Origin of the sequence: Paraburkholderia unamae (assembly GCF_003268775.1) — a bacterium.
Classification (GTDB): domain Bacteria; phylum Pseudomonadota; class Gammaproteobacteria; order Burkholderiales; family Burkholderiaceae; genus Paraburkholderia; species Paraburkholderia unamae.
In genome coordinates this window covers 68,056-82,639 of sequence record NZ_QLSU01000024.1, presented here as the reverse complement: position 1 = coordinate 82,639, position 14,584 = coordinate 68,056, and the positions used below count along the sequence as shown (strand labels likewise).

Below are 14,584 nucleotides of genomic sequence, written 5' to 3'. Positions count from 1 at the left end.
ATTGATATAATGAACTACATGGCATGGCACCATTCAACCACGACTTACGTGTTTAAGCGCAGCGGGCTCCTAGTCTACCCGCTGACTTAAAACTACACCTAAATTACATGCCGATCAGGTCAGCGCGTTCCACCAGATTGCGCACGATGCGCACCGACGCGATGTCGATCATCTTCCCCTCGTACTGAACCGCGCCAACGCCTTGCGCGAGCGCTTCGTCATACGCCTTTATCATGGCGCGAGCACGTTCTACATCTTCCTTCGAAGGCGAGAAGATTTCCTGGGCGAGCGACACCTGCGACGGGTGGATGGCCCACTTGCCTACCATGCCAAGAATCATGGCGCGACGGGCTTCTTCACGGTAAGCGTCGGGGTTGCGGTAATCCGCGAATGGACCATCCACTGCGTCGATCTTGTTCGATCGCGCCGCAATGGTCAGGCGATGACGCTGGTAGTGCCAGATGTCGCCCGGATAGCCTCCGTCGCCACCAATATCACGCATCGACACACCCTGGCTTGCCGAGTAGTCGCCCATCCCGAAAATCAAACATTCGAGACGCGGCGTAGATGCAGCGATCACTTCGACGTTCTGCATGGCTTCGACTTCCTCGATCAGCACGTCAATACCAATACGCTTCTTGAGGCCCAACTTCTTCTCCATCATCGTCAGGAGCTTGTCAACGAACTGCACGTCGGCGGCCGACATGGCCTTTGGCAGCATGATCATGTCGAGGCGTTCGCGTGCGCCTTCGACAACTTCAATGATGTCCTCATAGGCATACTCCGTCGTCAGGTCATTGATACGTACGCAGCGCACCGTGCGGCCCCAGTCAAGGGTATTGAGTGCGGTGACTATCTTTTGACGAGCCGAACGCTTTTCTGAGGGCGCAACCGCATCCTCCAAATCGAGGAAGACATAATCGACACCGATTCCGGCAGCCTTCTCCATCATCCTTTCGTTTGAACCTGGCACCGACAACTGGCACCGGCGCAAGCGTTTGACTGTCTCCGACATACCTATCTCCTCCAATTTCTAGACTGTCGTGCGTTGTTGCACGACCCTGTGCTCACGTAATGCGGAAATTTCCTGCTCGGTCAACCCGAGGTCGATCAACACACTCGTGGTGTGCTCACCAACAAGCGGCGCGCGCTTATGAACCCCACCGGGCGTATCGCTCATATGGATGGGCGTGCCGGCAATCGTCAGCTTTTCGGTCGTGCCAGGTTGCTCCGTCTCGACCAGCATGTTCCGGATGCGGAAATGGTCATCTTCAAAAATATCTGCGGCGTCGAATACCGGTCCGAGCGGGATGTGACCACCGAATATTTCGGATAACTCCCGCTTGGTCCGCTTTATGGTCCAGGCGGTCAGGTACGCTTCCAGTTCACCGCTGTTTGCAACGCGAGAATCGTTGGTTGCAAACCTGTCCTGGCATGCCCACTCAGGACTGCCCATGCGCTCGACCATGAGTGCCCAAAAGTGATCGTTCGGCACACCCAGGCTGATAAATCCGTCTTTCGCCTGAAACAGCCCGAATGGACAAAGCAGCGGGTGGCCATTACCTTCAGGGCCAGGTGACTTCCGTGTAGCGCCATACTGGAATACGATGCGTTCGCAAATAGCCAGGACTGAATCAGTCATTGCGACGTCAACGAACTGGCCCGATCCCGTACGCTGCGCTCGCCAACACGCCGAAGCGATGCCGAACGCCAGGAACATCGCGGGGCCAATGTCGCCGATTCCGGGGCCGATTTTCGTCGGCGCCCCATTGCGTGTCTGGCCTGTGATGCCCATGATGCCCCCCATCGCCTGTGATACTGGATCGTACGCAGGCCATTCAAGATACTTACTGGCGCCGGAACGCCGATCACCGAAGCCTCTAAGTGCTCCATAAACGAGGCGCGGATTCACTTCGCGCAAACGTTCATAGCTAAGGCTCAGGCGCTCCATCACGCCCGATCGGTAATTCTCGATCACAACATCTGCACGCTTGACGAGACGCAGGAAGAGCGCGTGGCCTTCCGGCTTCTTCAGATCGATAACCAGCGATTCCTTGTTCCGATTCGTTGAGCCGAAATAGCCGCCAAAGCCTCCGTCCTCGGGCCGTATTGCCCCAACCAGATGCGGGCCATTACGACGCGTCTTGTCTCCGCCTGGCGGTTCGATCTTGATCACGCGAGCGCCCTGGTCCGCGAGCATCATCGTGCAGTATGGCCCCGCAAGCATAGCCGTCAGGTCCAGGACTATCAGACCGTCCAGCGCGCCACGCCTCGCGGACCCCGCGTTCATTTCTTCACCCAGTGGCTCTTGCGTTTGATCAAGGCCGTACGTTCGGCCTGCACGCATAGCCTGTCGTTCTGGTTGATCCCGTAGTGTTTGAAATGCACGATGCCTGCGTCTTCCCGTTCCGCATCCTCCTTCGCGAGAACTTCGGTGAACGCGTAGAGCGTATCGCCATGCAACACAGGCGTCGTCAGCCGAATCTTGTCTAGTGTGAGTTCCCGTATGCACTGTTCCGCCGTGTCCTGAGCGGCCAACCCGAGCACCATCGAAAGATTGATTCCGCCGAACACCACGCGCTTGCTGACGAACGCGCTCGGAGTCTTGTTCATGACATCCTCGTTGAAGTGCCCTTCCGCCGTGTTCATTACCATGTTCGTGATGAGCACGTTGTCCATTTCCGTGACGGTCTTGCCGCGCGCGTGGCGCATTAGCATTCCTGGTTCGAAATCTTCGAAGTAGCCGTCAGTAGACCTTAGTGTGTCTGTGATCATGCCGTCAACCCCCTCGCTTTCGCGAATTTCTCGTAAGCACGCTCCGCGATAATCCCTTCGACTTCGGACTTGCCAAGCAAGTTAGTCGAAATGATGCGCTGCTGGATTTCCGACGTTCCTTCAAAAATCTTGGTCAGGCGTGCGTCACGCCAATAGCGTTCAATCGGGAAGAGCGTCGTGTAGCCAGCGCCGCCGAAAATCTGCAACGCGGTGGATGTGACACGCTCCGCCATTTCGGAAGCGAAATACTTCACCATCGACGCTTCCTTGTCACAGCGGCGGCCGCTGTCGATTTCATTACACACGAAGTACATCAGTTGACGGGCGGCTTCGATTTCCGTGGCCATCGTAGCGATCTTGAAGCGGATGGCCTGATATTCCGCGATGGGCATACCGAATTGCTTTCGCTCCGTAGCGTATGCGATGGAATCTTCCAGTGCGCCTTGTGCCAGACCGATGGCACGCGCGGCGGTGTGGGCACGAGCCGTTTCCAGACCCTTTGTCATCACCAGAAACGCCTTGCCTTCATCGCCCAGCAGGTTTTCTTTCGGCACACGCACGCCATCGAGCGCGAGTTCGAAGGTCTTCCAGCCGAAATACCCGATCTTCGGAATTGCATTTCCGGTCATGCCATTCGGAAACTTGCCGCGCTCCTTCTCGATCATGAAGCATGAGATGCCTTCCCAACGCCTGGCACCGGAAGCCGGGTTCGACGTTCGCGCGAAAACTATTAGATAGTCGGCACCATCCGCAAACGTGCACCAGTATTTGTTTCCCGTGAGTACCCATTCGTCGCCTTCGAGCACCGCGCGGCACGAAATCGAGGCAAGGTCAGAGCCGGTATCCGGCTCCGATAATGCGCTCGCGTTCAGGAACTCGCCGGACACAACGCGAGGCATATATTCTTTCAGCCGCTCTTCCGGCATCGTTTTCATGATCCATCCGCCCTGCGCACGGGCGATGATCGAGGCGACAGACATCCAGCCGCGCGATAGCTCTTCGGCAATCAGGCAATACTCGAATGCACCGAGGCCCATTCCACCGAGCTCTTCGGGAACAGTGATTCCAAAGTAGCCCATTTCGGCCATCTTGTTGCGCAGGTCCATTGGGATTTCGCCGTCCGGACCGTCAAGCTCATTGGCGACCGGCAGCACTTCCCTCATCGTGAACTCGCGCGCTGCATCACGAATCATGACGCGCTCATCTGTCATGTAACCCTTACCGTCATTCGACATACCTTACCCCCGTGTTCGAACCAGATTGGAACGTTTGAATTCGACGACAAGTTCCCCATCCTGATTGGTGCCCTTCGTGTGCCAGGTCGCAATGCCGAAACCTGGCTTATTGCTTGGCAAGCGCTTGTCCACAACAACCGATTCAGAATAGAGCGTGTCGCCTGCGTACACTGGCTTGAAGAACTTGAGTTCGTCCACGCCTAGAAATGGCCCACCACCTTCCGACAAATCTTCGACCGACAGACCAAAAACCGTATTGAACACAAGCAACGGATTTACTGGAATGCCGTCGTAACCATTGGTTTTGGCTGCTTCAACGTTGGTATATTGCGGGTTGTAGTTCAGCGTCAGCGTCGAGAATAGGGTATTGTCCGAATCGCTGATGGTGCGTCCCCAATGATGAGTGAACCCGCGCCCCGGTTCGAAATCCTCATAGTGATTGCCGCGACTGCGAAGTATGGCGTTTGCTTTCAAATGGGCAACCACTGAATCTAGCGTCGTCATCGAATAGCCTCAAATAAAGGTTCTATGGTAGGAAGTTGGTCTAGCTGCGCCAGCACAGTCATAAGCCGTGCATACTTGTGCACGCCGATATTCGGCACGATGAGTGCCTGCGCCTTCTCGACAAGCCGGTTCCACTGCCGGGCCATGTCGTTGGCAGGAATGGCGACGTTGGCTTCCTCACGGATCATGCGACCATCGAGGGTCCGGATTTCTACAACGGCGGCGTCGCGGTCCGCTTCAGTGGACACGTTCAGGGCGACCCGACGGCGTGCCTTGACGTAGCGTGGGTTGCGCGCGGTTTCATCCGAATACAGTTGCAGCGAGGCCGTGGGCTGCCCGTCGAGCGCCATCGCAGCAAGCTGCTGGATCGCAAACTTCACTTCGAGGCCCGTATTCGGTTCTTCAATATCACATACACCGCGCTGCGCACCGCCCACGTTAATCGTCATTGACTCCATCAGGTCGAGCGTTATACCGTTCTTCACGCAGGCCTGATTTACTGCTTCGATGGTGGAGTGTGTCAGATAGCACGCAGCGTGATACTTGAACAGCGTGCGCTCAATGGCGGTCGTGGTGCGCGCTTCGAACGCATTGGGGAACGTGGGCTTCCCACCGGTCTGAGTTGGACCGAAACCCTGCGCACACTCGATGGAATGCGGATTGGCCGTGAAACCCTTTTCAGCCAGTCGCGCCGCCATCACGCCATTCATGGCAGCTTTGCCCGCGTGCAGCGGTTTCGCCATCGTGCCGAACATACTCTTTAGCCCAGCGGCCTGCGTCGCGGCAAGGCCTAGCGCGTGAGCCGTTTGGCCGGCGTTCAGCTTCATCACTAACGCGGAAGCGGCAGCAGCGCCTAGTGTGCCGGTCGTTCCCGTTGGATGGAGTCCAAGCCGATACTGCCCGTCTCCAACGACTTCACCGACACGCCCTTCGACTTCGTGTCCAACGATCAACGCTTTCAGGAGCGCTTTACCGCTCGAACCTTGCGCTTGTGCGACAGCGAGGGCTGCCGGCGCAACCGGCACGGTGGGGTGACCGTGCATTTGCGAGTTCACATCGTCGAAATCCAGCGCATGGCCTGCCGCACCGTTGATAAGCGCGGCGTGCGCGGCGCTTGTCCGGATGGGGCTGACCAGAAGTGCGCAGGGTGATTCGTGCGCAAGCCCATACTCGCTCAGCAGAATCTGAACCAACGGTTCTTTGGATGCAGCAATTGTGACCGCTACCCAGTCCAGCAACGCGTGACTCGCCCAGGCAAAGGCTCTTTTCCCCAGCGCCGACTCATCCACACTGCTGATCCACTGCGCCAGTGCGTGGGTGTAGCCACGCGGCAGCACGCTACCAGACGATTCATCTTGATCCATTTGTCTCCGTCCTGCGTCTATGTCGTGCAACAGTTGCTTTACGAGTATCAGATACCCGTTCGACCATCTGCATCACGCATGTGATAAGTGCGCCCTAGCTCCGCTCATCACATATGTGATGGTTAGGTGTGGTTCGATGACCAATACTGTTTTGAACATTGCCGTCTTCTCTAACGCACCCTCTTCGCTACTGTCATGGATAATTGGTCGCCACGTCGTTCTGCTCTCTATGTTCCCGGCATCAACGCTCGCGCTATCGAGAAGGCCCGCACGCTTGCCTGTGATGCGCTCATCTTTGATTGGGAAGATGCCGTCGCGCCCGCAATGAAGAGCAGGGCACGCGAGATCGTCGGGAGCGCCCTGGACACCGGTACGTTCCTCGCCAGGGAGAAAGTCATCCGCATCAATGGCCTTGGCACGCCGGATTTCGAGGTCGACCTGCAGGCCGCTCTGGTCTGCGAACCTGACGCGATCCTGTTGCCGAAGGTAAGCACCGCGCACGACCTACTCCGGTTCGCTTACAAGATGCGCGCCTCGACGGCAGGTGACACGACGCCGCTGTGGATCATGGTTGAAACGGCAGCAGCCATTTCCAACTTGCCCGCCATCCTCCAGGCCGTGCCCGCGACCGGTCTAAAACTCGATTGCCTGGTGTTAGGCACGAACGACCTGGCGAAGGAAACGGGCGTCTCCACTGGCAATGGTCGGCGGTATTTCATTCCGTGGTTGATGTCGGTGATCCTCGTCGCGAAGTTGAACAAAGTCACGGTGCTGGACGGCGTATGGAACGATTTCGGCGACACCGATGGTTTCGACGAGGAAGCACGCCAGTCGCGCGAGATGGGATTCGACGGCAAGACGTTGATTCACCCACTGCAGGTTGATCCTGCTAATGCGGTGTTCACGCCCGGCGAGGAAGCAATTGCCGATGCGCGAAGAATTATTCGTGCATTTGAGCGTCCGGAATCCGCTGCGGCAGGTGTTATTGATCTGGACGGTCGCATGGTTGAACGCCTGCACCTCGAGCAGGCGCAACACCTTGTTGCCCGCGTGGAGGCGACCCTGCCGCAAGTAGGCCGATCAACTGATTAGTGTGCCGGTTCTGATTTCGCAGTAGTACTTTTTATAAGTGAAAAACAATAAATGGAGACACTATGAAAAAAAGCGTGAAAAGCGGTATCGCGATTTTTGCAGGCGGTATCACGTTGGTCGCTTCGTCGGCGCATGCACAGAGTGACGTAACGCTGTACGGCGTCCTAGACGTGGGTGTTATGTACACAAGCAAAACACCAGGCGCTAGCGGCAAGAATGCAGGTTCCTCGCTCTCAATCGAAAATGGCGGCTACCTCCCCTCTTTTTTCGGCGTCAAGGGTAAGGAAGACCTCGGCGGCGGCTACGACGCAAATTTCGACCTCCAGAGTGGTATCGATCTCGGCAACGGCGGCTTCGATAACAACCTGGCAGGCAGCTTCTTCGGTCGCGAATCGTGGGTCGGCGTCAGTGGACGATTCGGTGAAGTGCGAGCGGGCGTGCAGTACTCCGCCTTCGAGGAAGCGATGTTTGAGCTGGACCCGCGAGGCTTCGAGCAGATGGGTACGCTGGTGACGCTGTACAGTGCAAACAGCATTACCGGCACGTTCTCGCCGAACGCTATCGAATACCGCAGCCCGAACCTGTATGGATTGCGCGGTATCGTGATGACATGTACAGGCGGTCACCCCGGGAACTTCCGTGAAGGCTTCTGCTATTCCGGAATGCTTTCATACGAAATTGGTAGCTTGAAGATTGTGGCTGGTGCCATTGATGAGGCGGCTGACGACGGCACAGAGACAACCAATCCGGGTTGGGCTTTTGAACGCCAAGTGATCGCGAAGACCGTTGGTGCAACATATAACTTCCAGAGCGTGCGCGTTGTCGCCAACTATACGACGTTCCGCGCGCCAGAACTACTATCGAATTCGAGCGGCGCGAACGACGTCTACAATATCGGTACGGACTGGTATGTCACACCGACCATTGACTTGAACGGTTCTGTGGCTTGGGTCCAGGACCCTAATCATTCACGAACGCACGTACTTCAAGTGTCGAGCGGGTTGAGCTACTACCTCTCGAAACGCACATCTTTTTACGGTCAGTTTGCCGTTGTCGACAACAAGGGCAATGAACACATCGGGCCGACGATGGAAAACGGTAACCTAGTCGGTGTGAGCGGCACCACTTTCGCTGCGGACATCGGTATCCGGCATATGTTCTGATGCTCTGACCCTGGCAGTAGTTGTCATAACACGCCGGAGTGTCCTTAACACAGCCTTCGGCCGCCTCAATCCCCGTTCAATTCTACGGGAAGGATCACACTCAAGGGACGCCTTTTTATTTATATCGCTGATTTCACCAATATGTAGGAAACGCGACTGCGACGAATATCCAGTTCGGACGTTACTCGCCTTTGATGTAAGCTATTCCCAGAGGAGCGAGTTATGTAGCACGACGTTTAAGGAAAATTCGAGATGGACGACACCAAGTTGGTGAAATCAGCTACCAGGATATTTGACATACTCGAATTGTTTGAGTATGACCGAAGGCCCATGCGCGTGGGGGAAATTGCGGAACGGATTGAGATCCCGCAGTCTAGCGCCTCCATGCTGCTCAAGACAATGGTGATGCGCGGGTACGCAGAATATGATGCGCGGCGCCACACGTACTGTCCATCCGTGCGCGTGGCGTTTCTATGTGACTGGGCAGCACGCAAAGAGGGCGTGAGAACTTCAGCTCACGAAGTGCTTAGAAAGCTCGCGCGCGAAACCGGCGAAACAGTGCTTCTGGCACGCCAAAACGGTATCCGGCTGCAATACCTTTCTGTGCTTGATGCGCAACAGACGCTGCGCCAGTCTGTTGCGTCCGGGATGGTGCGCCCAATGCACATGACAGCCATCGGTATCATGTTGATGAGTCGCATGGAAGACAGTCAAATTACCCCGCTGCTCCGTCACTACAACGCGGAACGCGAAATTCATGAGCCGCCTGCCCGAGTTGGTCAGGTTATCCGCGCCATTGAGCGGGCACGAAAACAGGGCTATTACGAATCCGCGAGTCTGGCAACACCGGGCGCCGGAGTTATTGCGACAGTTATGATGACACCGATCCGTGACAAGCTGCTAGGCATCGGTATTGGCGGTCCAGTCGCGCGGCTTCATGAACATCGTGAAAAGCTGGTCACGGCAGTGATCGATATCGCGCGGGAGTTCTAGGCCCCTCTTGACCCTTTTGCCCGCTAGGTAATCCCCCTAGGCGAGTATCTTGATTGGACGGCGACGTCGGTTGCCGAATATCGAGAGAGCCGAGAGACATCGGACTCAGGCGCATTGCTTGCGCGACCAAGATCGACAGTCCGTTAATACCCACGCGAAAATCGACCGGCTCGCTATGCAGGTACACCTTCAACCCCTCGTCGAGCCGGAACACGGCAGCCTCCCGAGCATCTGGTGCGCCATTATCCTACGTTTTGAGAGAATTTCCTCAGATCAGCTGTCTGCGGATTGTTGAAGAGTTCAGCAGGTCTGCCGCTTTCGGCGATCCGTCCACCTGAAACAAAGTGGCGTGCTATCCCGAACCAGCGCCTTGATATGGAAGGACGGGTGCGCTCTCCCATCGGCGCACCGGTCTTCCCCGATCACAACAACATCCGGCGCCCTCCGGGAGGGACATCGGACCCGGATCACCCTAGGCGGCCGTCCACCCGTGGACACTAACATCCGCCAGCGCCTCGAATACAGCCGGCGTACGTTGCAGGCGTGCGATCGTTCGAGCGCCTTCGAGGGCGGCTGCCAATGCAACTGCGGTAGAGGATGCGCGCTCAGGAGCGAAGCCGCACCCCTTGAAATGCTCCGCAATGACTTCGATCGAATCAGCAAATCCACGCGCTACCCGATTCGTCAGCTCAGCGTCGAGCGCGGGAAGCTCGTTCGCCAGATTTTGCATTAGACATCCATATTGGAAGTCGGAAGCGACCATCTCGGCAGCGAATGCGCTGAAAATCTGATGAACAAAACCTGGAGCATCACCGGCCGTATTCGCCGAGATATTTCGCAATACGGCAATCCGACTAGCAACGTAATGATCAATTGCTTCCTCTGCGAGCTGTGTCTTGCCACGTGGAAAGTGAAAGTAAAAGGATCCTTTCGGTGCACCGCTTTCCTGAATGATTTGGATCAATCCGGTCGCGGTATAGCCTTGGACGCGAAACAGTCGCTCGGCCGTGGCAATCGCGCGAGCGCGCGCATCAGTCTTACGTGGCATACCGTCAACATAACATGTTTCGCTTGACGCCGCTATGTCGATCACCATAGTATGGTGATCGACATAGAAAGCGTCTGAGGATGCTCACCTCCCCAATCCCAAAGCGAAGGAAGTTCGTTAAACGATGCGCAGCCTACTACCTAGTTTCCAGCCATCGGCGTCCCGACGAGCCCTCTTAGCGATAGGCGCGGCCAGCCTGGTTGCGGCTTTACTTCGACCGGTCCGTGCAAACCCCGTAGGAGGAACTGATTTGATTACGTCAACATATGACGAGGGAACGCTCCCCAAGGGGGTCCGTTCGCGAATGGTCCATGGGGTCAACGACCTAGATGTCCATATTCTGGAGGCCGGTTACGAAAACGCCGGCCGGCCGCTCGCACTGCTTTTGCACGGTTTTCCCGATCTGGCTTATGGCTGGCGACACCTGATCCCAATTCTGGCTGACGCCGGCTACCACGTCGTGGCGCCCGACCAGCGAGGTTTTGGCCGCACCACCGGTTGGGTGAACGACTATGACGCCCAGCTAGCGCCCTTCAGCCTTCTGAATATGACGCGCGACGCCCTCGGATTGGTTTTGGCATTGGGATATCGGCGTACGGCGATGCTTGTCGGGCATGACCTCGGCTCGCCCGTGGCGGCCTATTGTGCGCTAGCCAGACCTGACGTCTTTCCCTCGGTCGTGCTGATGAGCGCACCGTTCCCTGGTCCACCGACGCTTCCGTTCAACATTGCGGAAAGCGAGATGTCGCCGGTTAAACCGAACACGGCCAATCAAAAATTGGCGGCCGCGCTGGCGGCACTCGACCCACCGAGAGAGTATTACCAGCAATACCTGAGTTCACGAGAGGCGAACCATGACATGTGGCACCCCCCTCAGGGCTTACACGCGTTTCTTCGTGCATTTTTCTACGTCAAAAGCGCCGACTGGCCGGGAAACAAGCCGCATCCGTTGAAGGCGCTAACCGCCGCAGAACTTGCGCAGATGCCCACCTATTACGTCATGGATCTCGGCAAGACGATGCCCGAGACCGTCGCTCCATTCCAACCTTCCACCGCCGAGGTCATGGCCTGCAAATGGCTCACCGAGACGGAACTTGGGGTGTACGCGGAGGAGTATGGTCGCACGGGGTTTCAAGGCGCCCTGCAGGCCTATCGCGTCTTTTCCGATCCTGACCTGAGCGCTGAATTGGGTCTGTTCTCGGGCAAGACGATCGATGTTCCATCGCTTTTCATTGGCGGGAAGAGCGATTGGGGCACCTATTCGGCGCCTGGCGCGCTCGATCTCATGAGGACGAAGGCTGCGACGAGAATGGGGGGCATCGAGTTGATCGACGGCGCCGGTCACTGGATCCAACAGGAGCAGCCAGTTCGGCTCAGCGAGCTCCTGCTCGCCTTTGTCAAGGAGGTAGATGGAGCGGGTAGGTTATAGGGGACCACGGTACAACTGCCGCGTTGTCACCATCGGCGACGCGGCGTAAAGCGCTAGCCCGAATTGATTTCGAACCGACCGCTCGTCGCGCCCCTACGCCTGCCCCTCGAATGCCTTCAGTCGACCGGCGTAGTTGCCTTTGTTTAGCGAAATCATTTTGCGTCGAGCAACCCCAAAATGTAATTCCGCGGCAGCTCCCTCAATGAGACTGCCCAAACAAATGCGATGCTAACTGGGTAAGCGGTCTATGAAAAACATCCTTCCATAGCGCGGCTGAATCGCAGAGGCTAACTGTCGATGTTCTACGAACGGGCGCGAATACGACGAGAGCGCTGTCACGGGGCGGCGTAATCGAGCCGGGGATGGGCGGCGTAATGGAGCCGGCAGAAACGGGGGTAAAGCGCAGATTCGAACGGGCTCAAGAATGCGGTTTTTTGCCCAGTTTGGCAACCGCGTTTTCACTGTTTCCTGGCATCGGTTTGGGTTTGCGGAAGCTCTCACCGTCGATCACGACGCGATAGGCGCCGTGGCGTAGCCGGTCCAGCGTCGCGGCGCCCAGGATGCGGTTGTCGGGGAACGCGTCTCCCCATTCGCTCAGATCCAGATTTGACGTGACGATGGAAGCCGCCCGCTCGTACCTGGCGGCGATCAGATCGTGGAAGTCTTCGTCGTGGGGCGGGTGTAGCGGTTTGACAGCGAAGTCGTCGATGATGAGCAGTGGCACGCGCACGAACTGCTGGAACTTGCGCTCGTACAAGCCCGTGGCGCGGGCCGCGTGCAGCTTCTTGAGCAGATCCGTCTGCGAGATGAACAGCACGTCACGCCCCTGCCTGGCCGCGCAGTGACCCAGTGCCTGCGCCAGATGGGATTTGCCGACGCCTGTTCCGCCGACCAGTAGAACGCAGACCTTCTCGTCGATGTAGCGGCCGGTGGCCAGATCGTGGATGTAGGTTCGATTCAGCTTGGGCACCAGATCGAAGTTGAACGTCTCGAGCGTTTTGCCCATCGCGAAGCCGGCGCGGGCAAGCCGTACGCCCAGCTTCTTCGTGTCGCGCCGCGCGATTTCGTCGTGCAGCAGCATGGCGAGGAACTCGGTGTAGGCAAGCTGCCCGTCAATGGCTTCACGGTTTCGCTGTTCGATCGAGTCAAGGATGCCCGAGAGGCGCAGCTGCTTGAGGATGGTGTTCAGTTCGGGACTCGGATTCATGGTCGGCTCAATGGATCAGAAGGGATTGAAGGTCGCGGCCGAAGCGGCCACCGTTCAGGTAGGTATCAGTGGGCGCCGTAGTCGCGGATGGCGTCGCCGCCTCGCTGTCGAGTCCCTTGTCGAGGATCGTCTTGATGGTGCGATACTGGGGGCTGGAGAACGCGAGCGCGCGCTCGCATGCAGCGTTCAGCCGTGCATCGCCGACCTTCTCGCGCAGCCGCACGATGCCCTGGGCGCCGCGCAGGTTCTCAAGCACCGTGTTGTTGAACATCGCGAGGATGACGGCGTGGCAGGCCGGGCCGATATCCTTCGCGCGCGCGAGGCACCACTGGGGATCGTGCTCGAGCCACGCTTGCGCTTCGGGTGGCTGATGATCGCGCACGGTATGGCGGTCCCCGGGCTTGCGTAGCCTCGGATGAGTGGCGACGAGCTCGTGCCGGTGGAACGCCTGCACGACCGTGTCGGTGGCCTTGAGCCACAGTTGCTTGCCCACCAGCGTGAAGGGCACGGAGTACAGCGCCTTCCTGTAGACGACGTGCCCATCCGTATGCACCTTGACCTCAGACCACACAGCCAGTACCGGCGGCACATCGGGCAGGCGCGTGAGCAGCGGTCGCTCGATCGCGAAACGCGTGAGCGGTTGCTCGTGTGTGGTGCCGTGATCGCGCACGCCGGCGCGCTGCATGATCCACTCGCGCAACTGCCGGTTCGCGTCGGCCAGATCGCGGAACTCGCGTAGTGGTACGAAGGACTTCTTGACGTACTTGACTCCGGATTCAACGATTCCCTTCTTGGCCGGGTCGTGCGGCGGGCATGGGTCGATGCGGAAACCGTATGCTTCGGCGAGCCCCGCGTAGGAGCGCTGAACCTCAGGACTGTGCAGGCAGTGCCGGATGATCGCGCACTTGGCGTTGTCGATCGTCACCCGGGAAGGACAGCCCCCGAACCATTCGAAGGCACGGCGATGACAGGCCAGCCACGTCTCGACGGTCTGGTCCAGGACGACCTCGGCATACTGATGCCGGGACCAGCACAGGGTCATCACGAAGATCCACGTCTTGAGCGGGATACCAGACTCGTGCGTGAGCACGGGGCCGGCGCCGAAATCAACCTGGGCGGCTTCGGCGGGCGCGAACTCGAGGATCGTCGTTGCCTTGACGACGCGTTCGGCCGCCAGACGGCGCAGCATGCGCTTCACGGCATCGTAACTGCCGGTATAGCCGTGATTGCGCTGAAGGGCTGCATGGATTGTGGTGCCCTGGACGCTGGCGGCGAGCCACTCGCGAACCTGCTCGCGGTACGGCTCAACCGTCGAGACGCTACTGCGTGGCACCTGTCTCGGAACGCTGTTGAGGACGCTGGCGATCTCGGGGTCTTCCGGCATGGGCTGCGTCGGATCGAGCCAGCCTCGCGACTGGGCTTCCTGCCGTAGTGCTGCAAGCTTGGCTCGGCCCATCAGGCGTCGCCGCGCGATGTCGCGGTCGGAATCACCGCGTCGCATGCGCACAAGGATATGACGATACTCAAACAATTCGAACCTCCTGTTGGCCATAGGCGCTCCGCTCAAAAGAACCGAGCGTACCGACTTGGAAAGTTCGAACTGCACTTGTGCCCGCTACCGCCGGCGCCACAGGGTGGCTTCTTTACGCCGCCCATGAGGTGGCTCGATTACGCCGCCCCTGAACTGGCTTCATTGCGCCGCCCCCGGATTGGCTCTATAACGCCGCCCGCTGACAAGCGCAACACGCGATCTGATACAGGCATGCCTCAAGCC

14 protein-coding genes are annotated in these 14,584 nt (G+C 58.0%); 4 read left to right on the top strand and 10 right to left on the bottom strand.

The window, feature by feature from the left end; genetic code table 11:
- Positions 1-103 precede the first annotated feature (103 nt).
- The 6 genes from C7401_RS31305 to C7401_RS31280 are packed head-to-tail and all read right to left on the bottom strand — an operon-like array spanning position 104 to position 5,878.
- Entirely contained in the window at positions 104-1,015 is a 912-nt protein-coding gene (locus tag C7401_RS31305) for an HpcH/HpaI aldolase/citrate lyase family protein (RefSeq protein WP_112175271.1), read from the bottom strand.
- Positions 1,016-1,033: 18 nt separating this feature from the next.
- Positions 1,034-2,290 carry a CaiB/BaiF CoA transferase family protein gene (locus C7401_RS31300; RefSeq protein WP_112175270.1) on the bottom strand — a complete coding sequence of 419 codons (1,257 nt, stop codon included), beginning with the start codon at positions 2,288-2,290 and terminating at the stop codon, positions 1,034-1,036.
- On the bottom strand, positions 2,287-2,775 hold the full coding sequence (locus C7401_RS31295; RefSeq protein ID WP_181565742.1) for a MaoC family dehydratase: 489 nt from the start codon (positions 2,773-2,775) through the stop codon (positions 2,287-2,289). The genes C7401_RS31300 and C7401_RS31295 overlap by 4 nt, the downstream gene beginning before the upstream one ends.
- Positions 2,772-4,010, bottom strand: a complete 1,239-nt coding sequence (locus tag C7401_RS31290; RefSeq protein ID WP_112175269.1) for an acyl-CoA dehydrogenase family protein — start codon at positions 4,008-4,010, stop codon at positions 2,772-2,774. The genes C7401_RS31295 and C7401_RS31290 overlap by 4 nt, the downstream gene beginning before the upstream one ends.
- 3 nt (positions 4,011-4,013) lie before the next feature.
- Positions 4,014-4,514 carry a MaoC family dehydratase gene (locus C7401_RS31285; RefSeq protein ID WP_112175268.1) on the bottom strand — a complete coding sequence of 167 codons (501 nt, stop codon included), beginning with the start codon at positions 4,512-4,514 and terminating at the stop codon, positions 4,014-4,016.
- Positions 4,511-5,878, bottom strand: a complete 1,368-nt coding sequence (locus C7401_RS31280; RefSeq protein WP_112175267.1) for an MmgE/PrpD family protein — start codon at positions 5,876-5,878, stop codon at positions 4,511-4,513. Before C7401_RS31280 ends, C7401_RS31285 begins: the two co-directional genes overlap by 4 nt.
- A gap of 195 nt (positions 5,879-6,073) precedes the next feature.
- Between C7401_RS31280 and C7401_RS31275 the strand changes: the two genes are divergently transcribed.
- From C7401_RS31275 to C7401_RS31265, 3 genes are all read left to right on the top strand, one after another.
- On the top strand, positions 6,074-6,970 hold the full coding sequence (locus C7401_RS31275; protein WP_112175266.1) for an HpcH/HpaI aldolase/citrate lyase family protein: 897 nt from the start codon (positions 6,074-6,076) through the stop codon (positions 6,968-6,970).
- 62 nt (positions 6,971-7,032) lie between these two features.
- The gene (locus C7401_RS31270; RefSeq protein ID WP_112175265.1) at positions 7,033-8,133 is read left to right on the top strand and encodes a porin; all 1,101 of its coding nucleotides are present in this window, start codon (positions 7,033-7,035) and stop codon (positions 8,131-8,133) included.
- A 252-nt stretch (positions 8,134-8,385) separates the two neighbouring features.
- Complete coding sequence (locus C7401_RS31265) at positions 8,386-9,126, top strand: IclR family transcriptional regulator (protein WP_112175264.1); 741 nt, start codon at positions 8,386-8,388, stop codon at positions 9,124-9,126.
- On the opposite strand, the gene tnpB is transcribed toward C7401_RS31265, so the two are convergent.
- Both tnpB and C7401_RS31255 read right to left on the bottom strand, forming a co-directional pair.
- Positions 9,092-9,313, bottom strand: a complete 222-nt coding sequence (tnpB, locus tag C7401_RS46180) for an IS66 family insertion sequence element accessory protein TnpB (RefSeq protein ID WP_373864472.1) — start codon at positions 9,311-9,313, stop codon at positions 9,092-9,094. The genes C7401_RS31265 and tnpB overlap by 35 nt on opposite strands.
- 285 nt (positions 9,314-9,598) lie before the next feature.
- Positions 9,599-10,222, bottom strand: coding sequence for a TetR/AcrR family transcriptional regulator (locus tag C7401_RS31255; protein WP_373864471.1), 624 nt, complete (start codon positions 10,220-10,222; stop codon positions 9,599-9,601).
- A gap of 256 nt (positions 10,223-10,478) precedes the next feature.
- Between C7401_RS31255 and C7401_RS31250 the strand changes: the two genes are divergently transcribed.
- On the top strand, positions 10,479-11,603 hold the full coding sequence (locus C7401_RS31250) for an alpha/beta fold hydrolase (protein WP_112175262.1): 1,125 nt from the start codon (positions 10,479-10,481) through the stop codon (positions 11,601-11,603).
- A 418-nt stretch (positions 11,604-12,021) separates the two neighbouring features.
- Here C7401_RS31250 and istB read toward each other — a convergent pair whose 3' ends face one another.
- Together istB and istA are read right to left on the bottom strand one after the other, a co-directional pair.
- Positions 12,022-12,810, bottom strand: a complete 789-nt coding sequence (gene istB / locus C7401_RS31240) for an IS21-like element helper ATPase IstB (protein ID WP_112175260.1) — start codon at positions 12,808-12,810, stop codon at positions 12,022-12,024.
- A 7-nt stretch (positions 12,811-12,817) separates the two neighbouring features.
- Positions 12,818-14,341 (bottom strand): IS21 family transposase, encoded by a 1,524-nt coding sequence (istA, locus tag C7401_RS31235; protein ID WP_220092876.1) that lies wholly within the window; start codon positions 14,339-14,341, stop codon positions 12,818-12,820.
- Positions 14,342-14,584 lie beyond the last annotated feature (243 nt).

Coding starts and splice junctions, on each gene's coding strand:
- istB (WP_112175260.1), bottom strand. CDS start 12,810: ATGAATCCGAGTCCCGAACTGAACACCATCCTCAAGCAGCTGCGCCTC.
- C7401_RS31290 (WP_112175269.1), bottom strand. CDS start 4,010: ATGTCGAATGACGGTAAGGGTTACATGACAGATGAGCGCGTCATGATT.
- C7401_RS31295 (WP_181565742.1), bottom strand. CDS start 2,775: ATGATCACAGACACACTAAGGTCTACTGACGGCTACTTCGAAGATTTC.
- C7401_RS31300 (WP_112175270.1), bottom strand. CDS start 2,290: ATGAACGCGGGGTCCGCGAGGCGTGGCGCGCTGGACGGTCTGATAGTC.
- C7401_RS31285 (WP_112175268.1), bottom strand. CDS start 4,514: ATGACGACGCTAGATTCAGTGGTTGCCCATTTGAAAGCAAACGCCATA.
- C7401_RS31280 (WP_112175267.1), bottom strand. CDS start 5,878: ATGGATCAAGATGAATCGTCTGGTAGCGTGCTGCCGCGTGGCTACACC.
- C7401_RS31250 (WP_112175262.1), top strand. CDS start 10,479: ATGGTCCATGGGGTCAACGACCTAGATGTCCATATTCTGGAGGCCGGT.
- C7401_RS31275 (WP_112175266.1), top strand. CDS start 6,074: ATGGATAATTGGTCGCCACGTCGTTCTGCTCTCTATGTTCCCGGCATC.
- C7401_RS31255 (WP_373864471.1), bottom strand. CDS start 10,222: ATGGTGATCGACATAGCGGCGTCAAGCGAAACATGTTATGTTGACGGT.
- C7401_RS31305 (WP_112175271.1), bottom strand. CDS start 1,015: ATGTCGGAGACAGTCAAACGCTTGCGCCGGTGCCAGTTGTCGGTGCCA.
- C7401_RS31270 (WP_112175265.1), top strand. CDS start 7,033: ATGAAAAAAAGCGTGAAAAGCGGTATCGCGATTTTTGCAGGCGGTATC.
- C7401_RS31265 (WP_112175264.1), top strand. CDS start 8,386: ATGGACGACACCAAGTTGGTGAAATCAGCTACCAGGATATTTGACATA.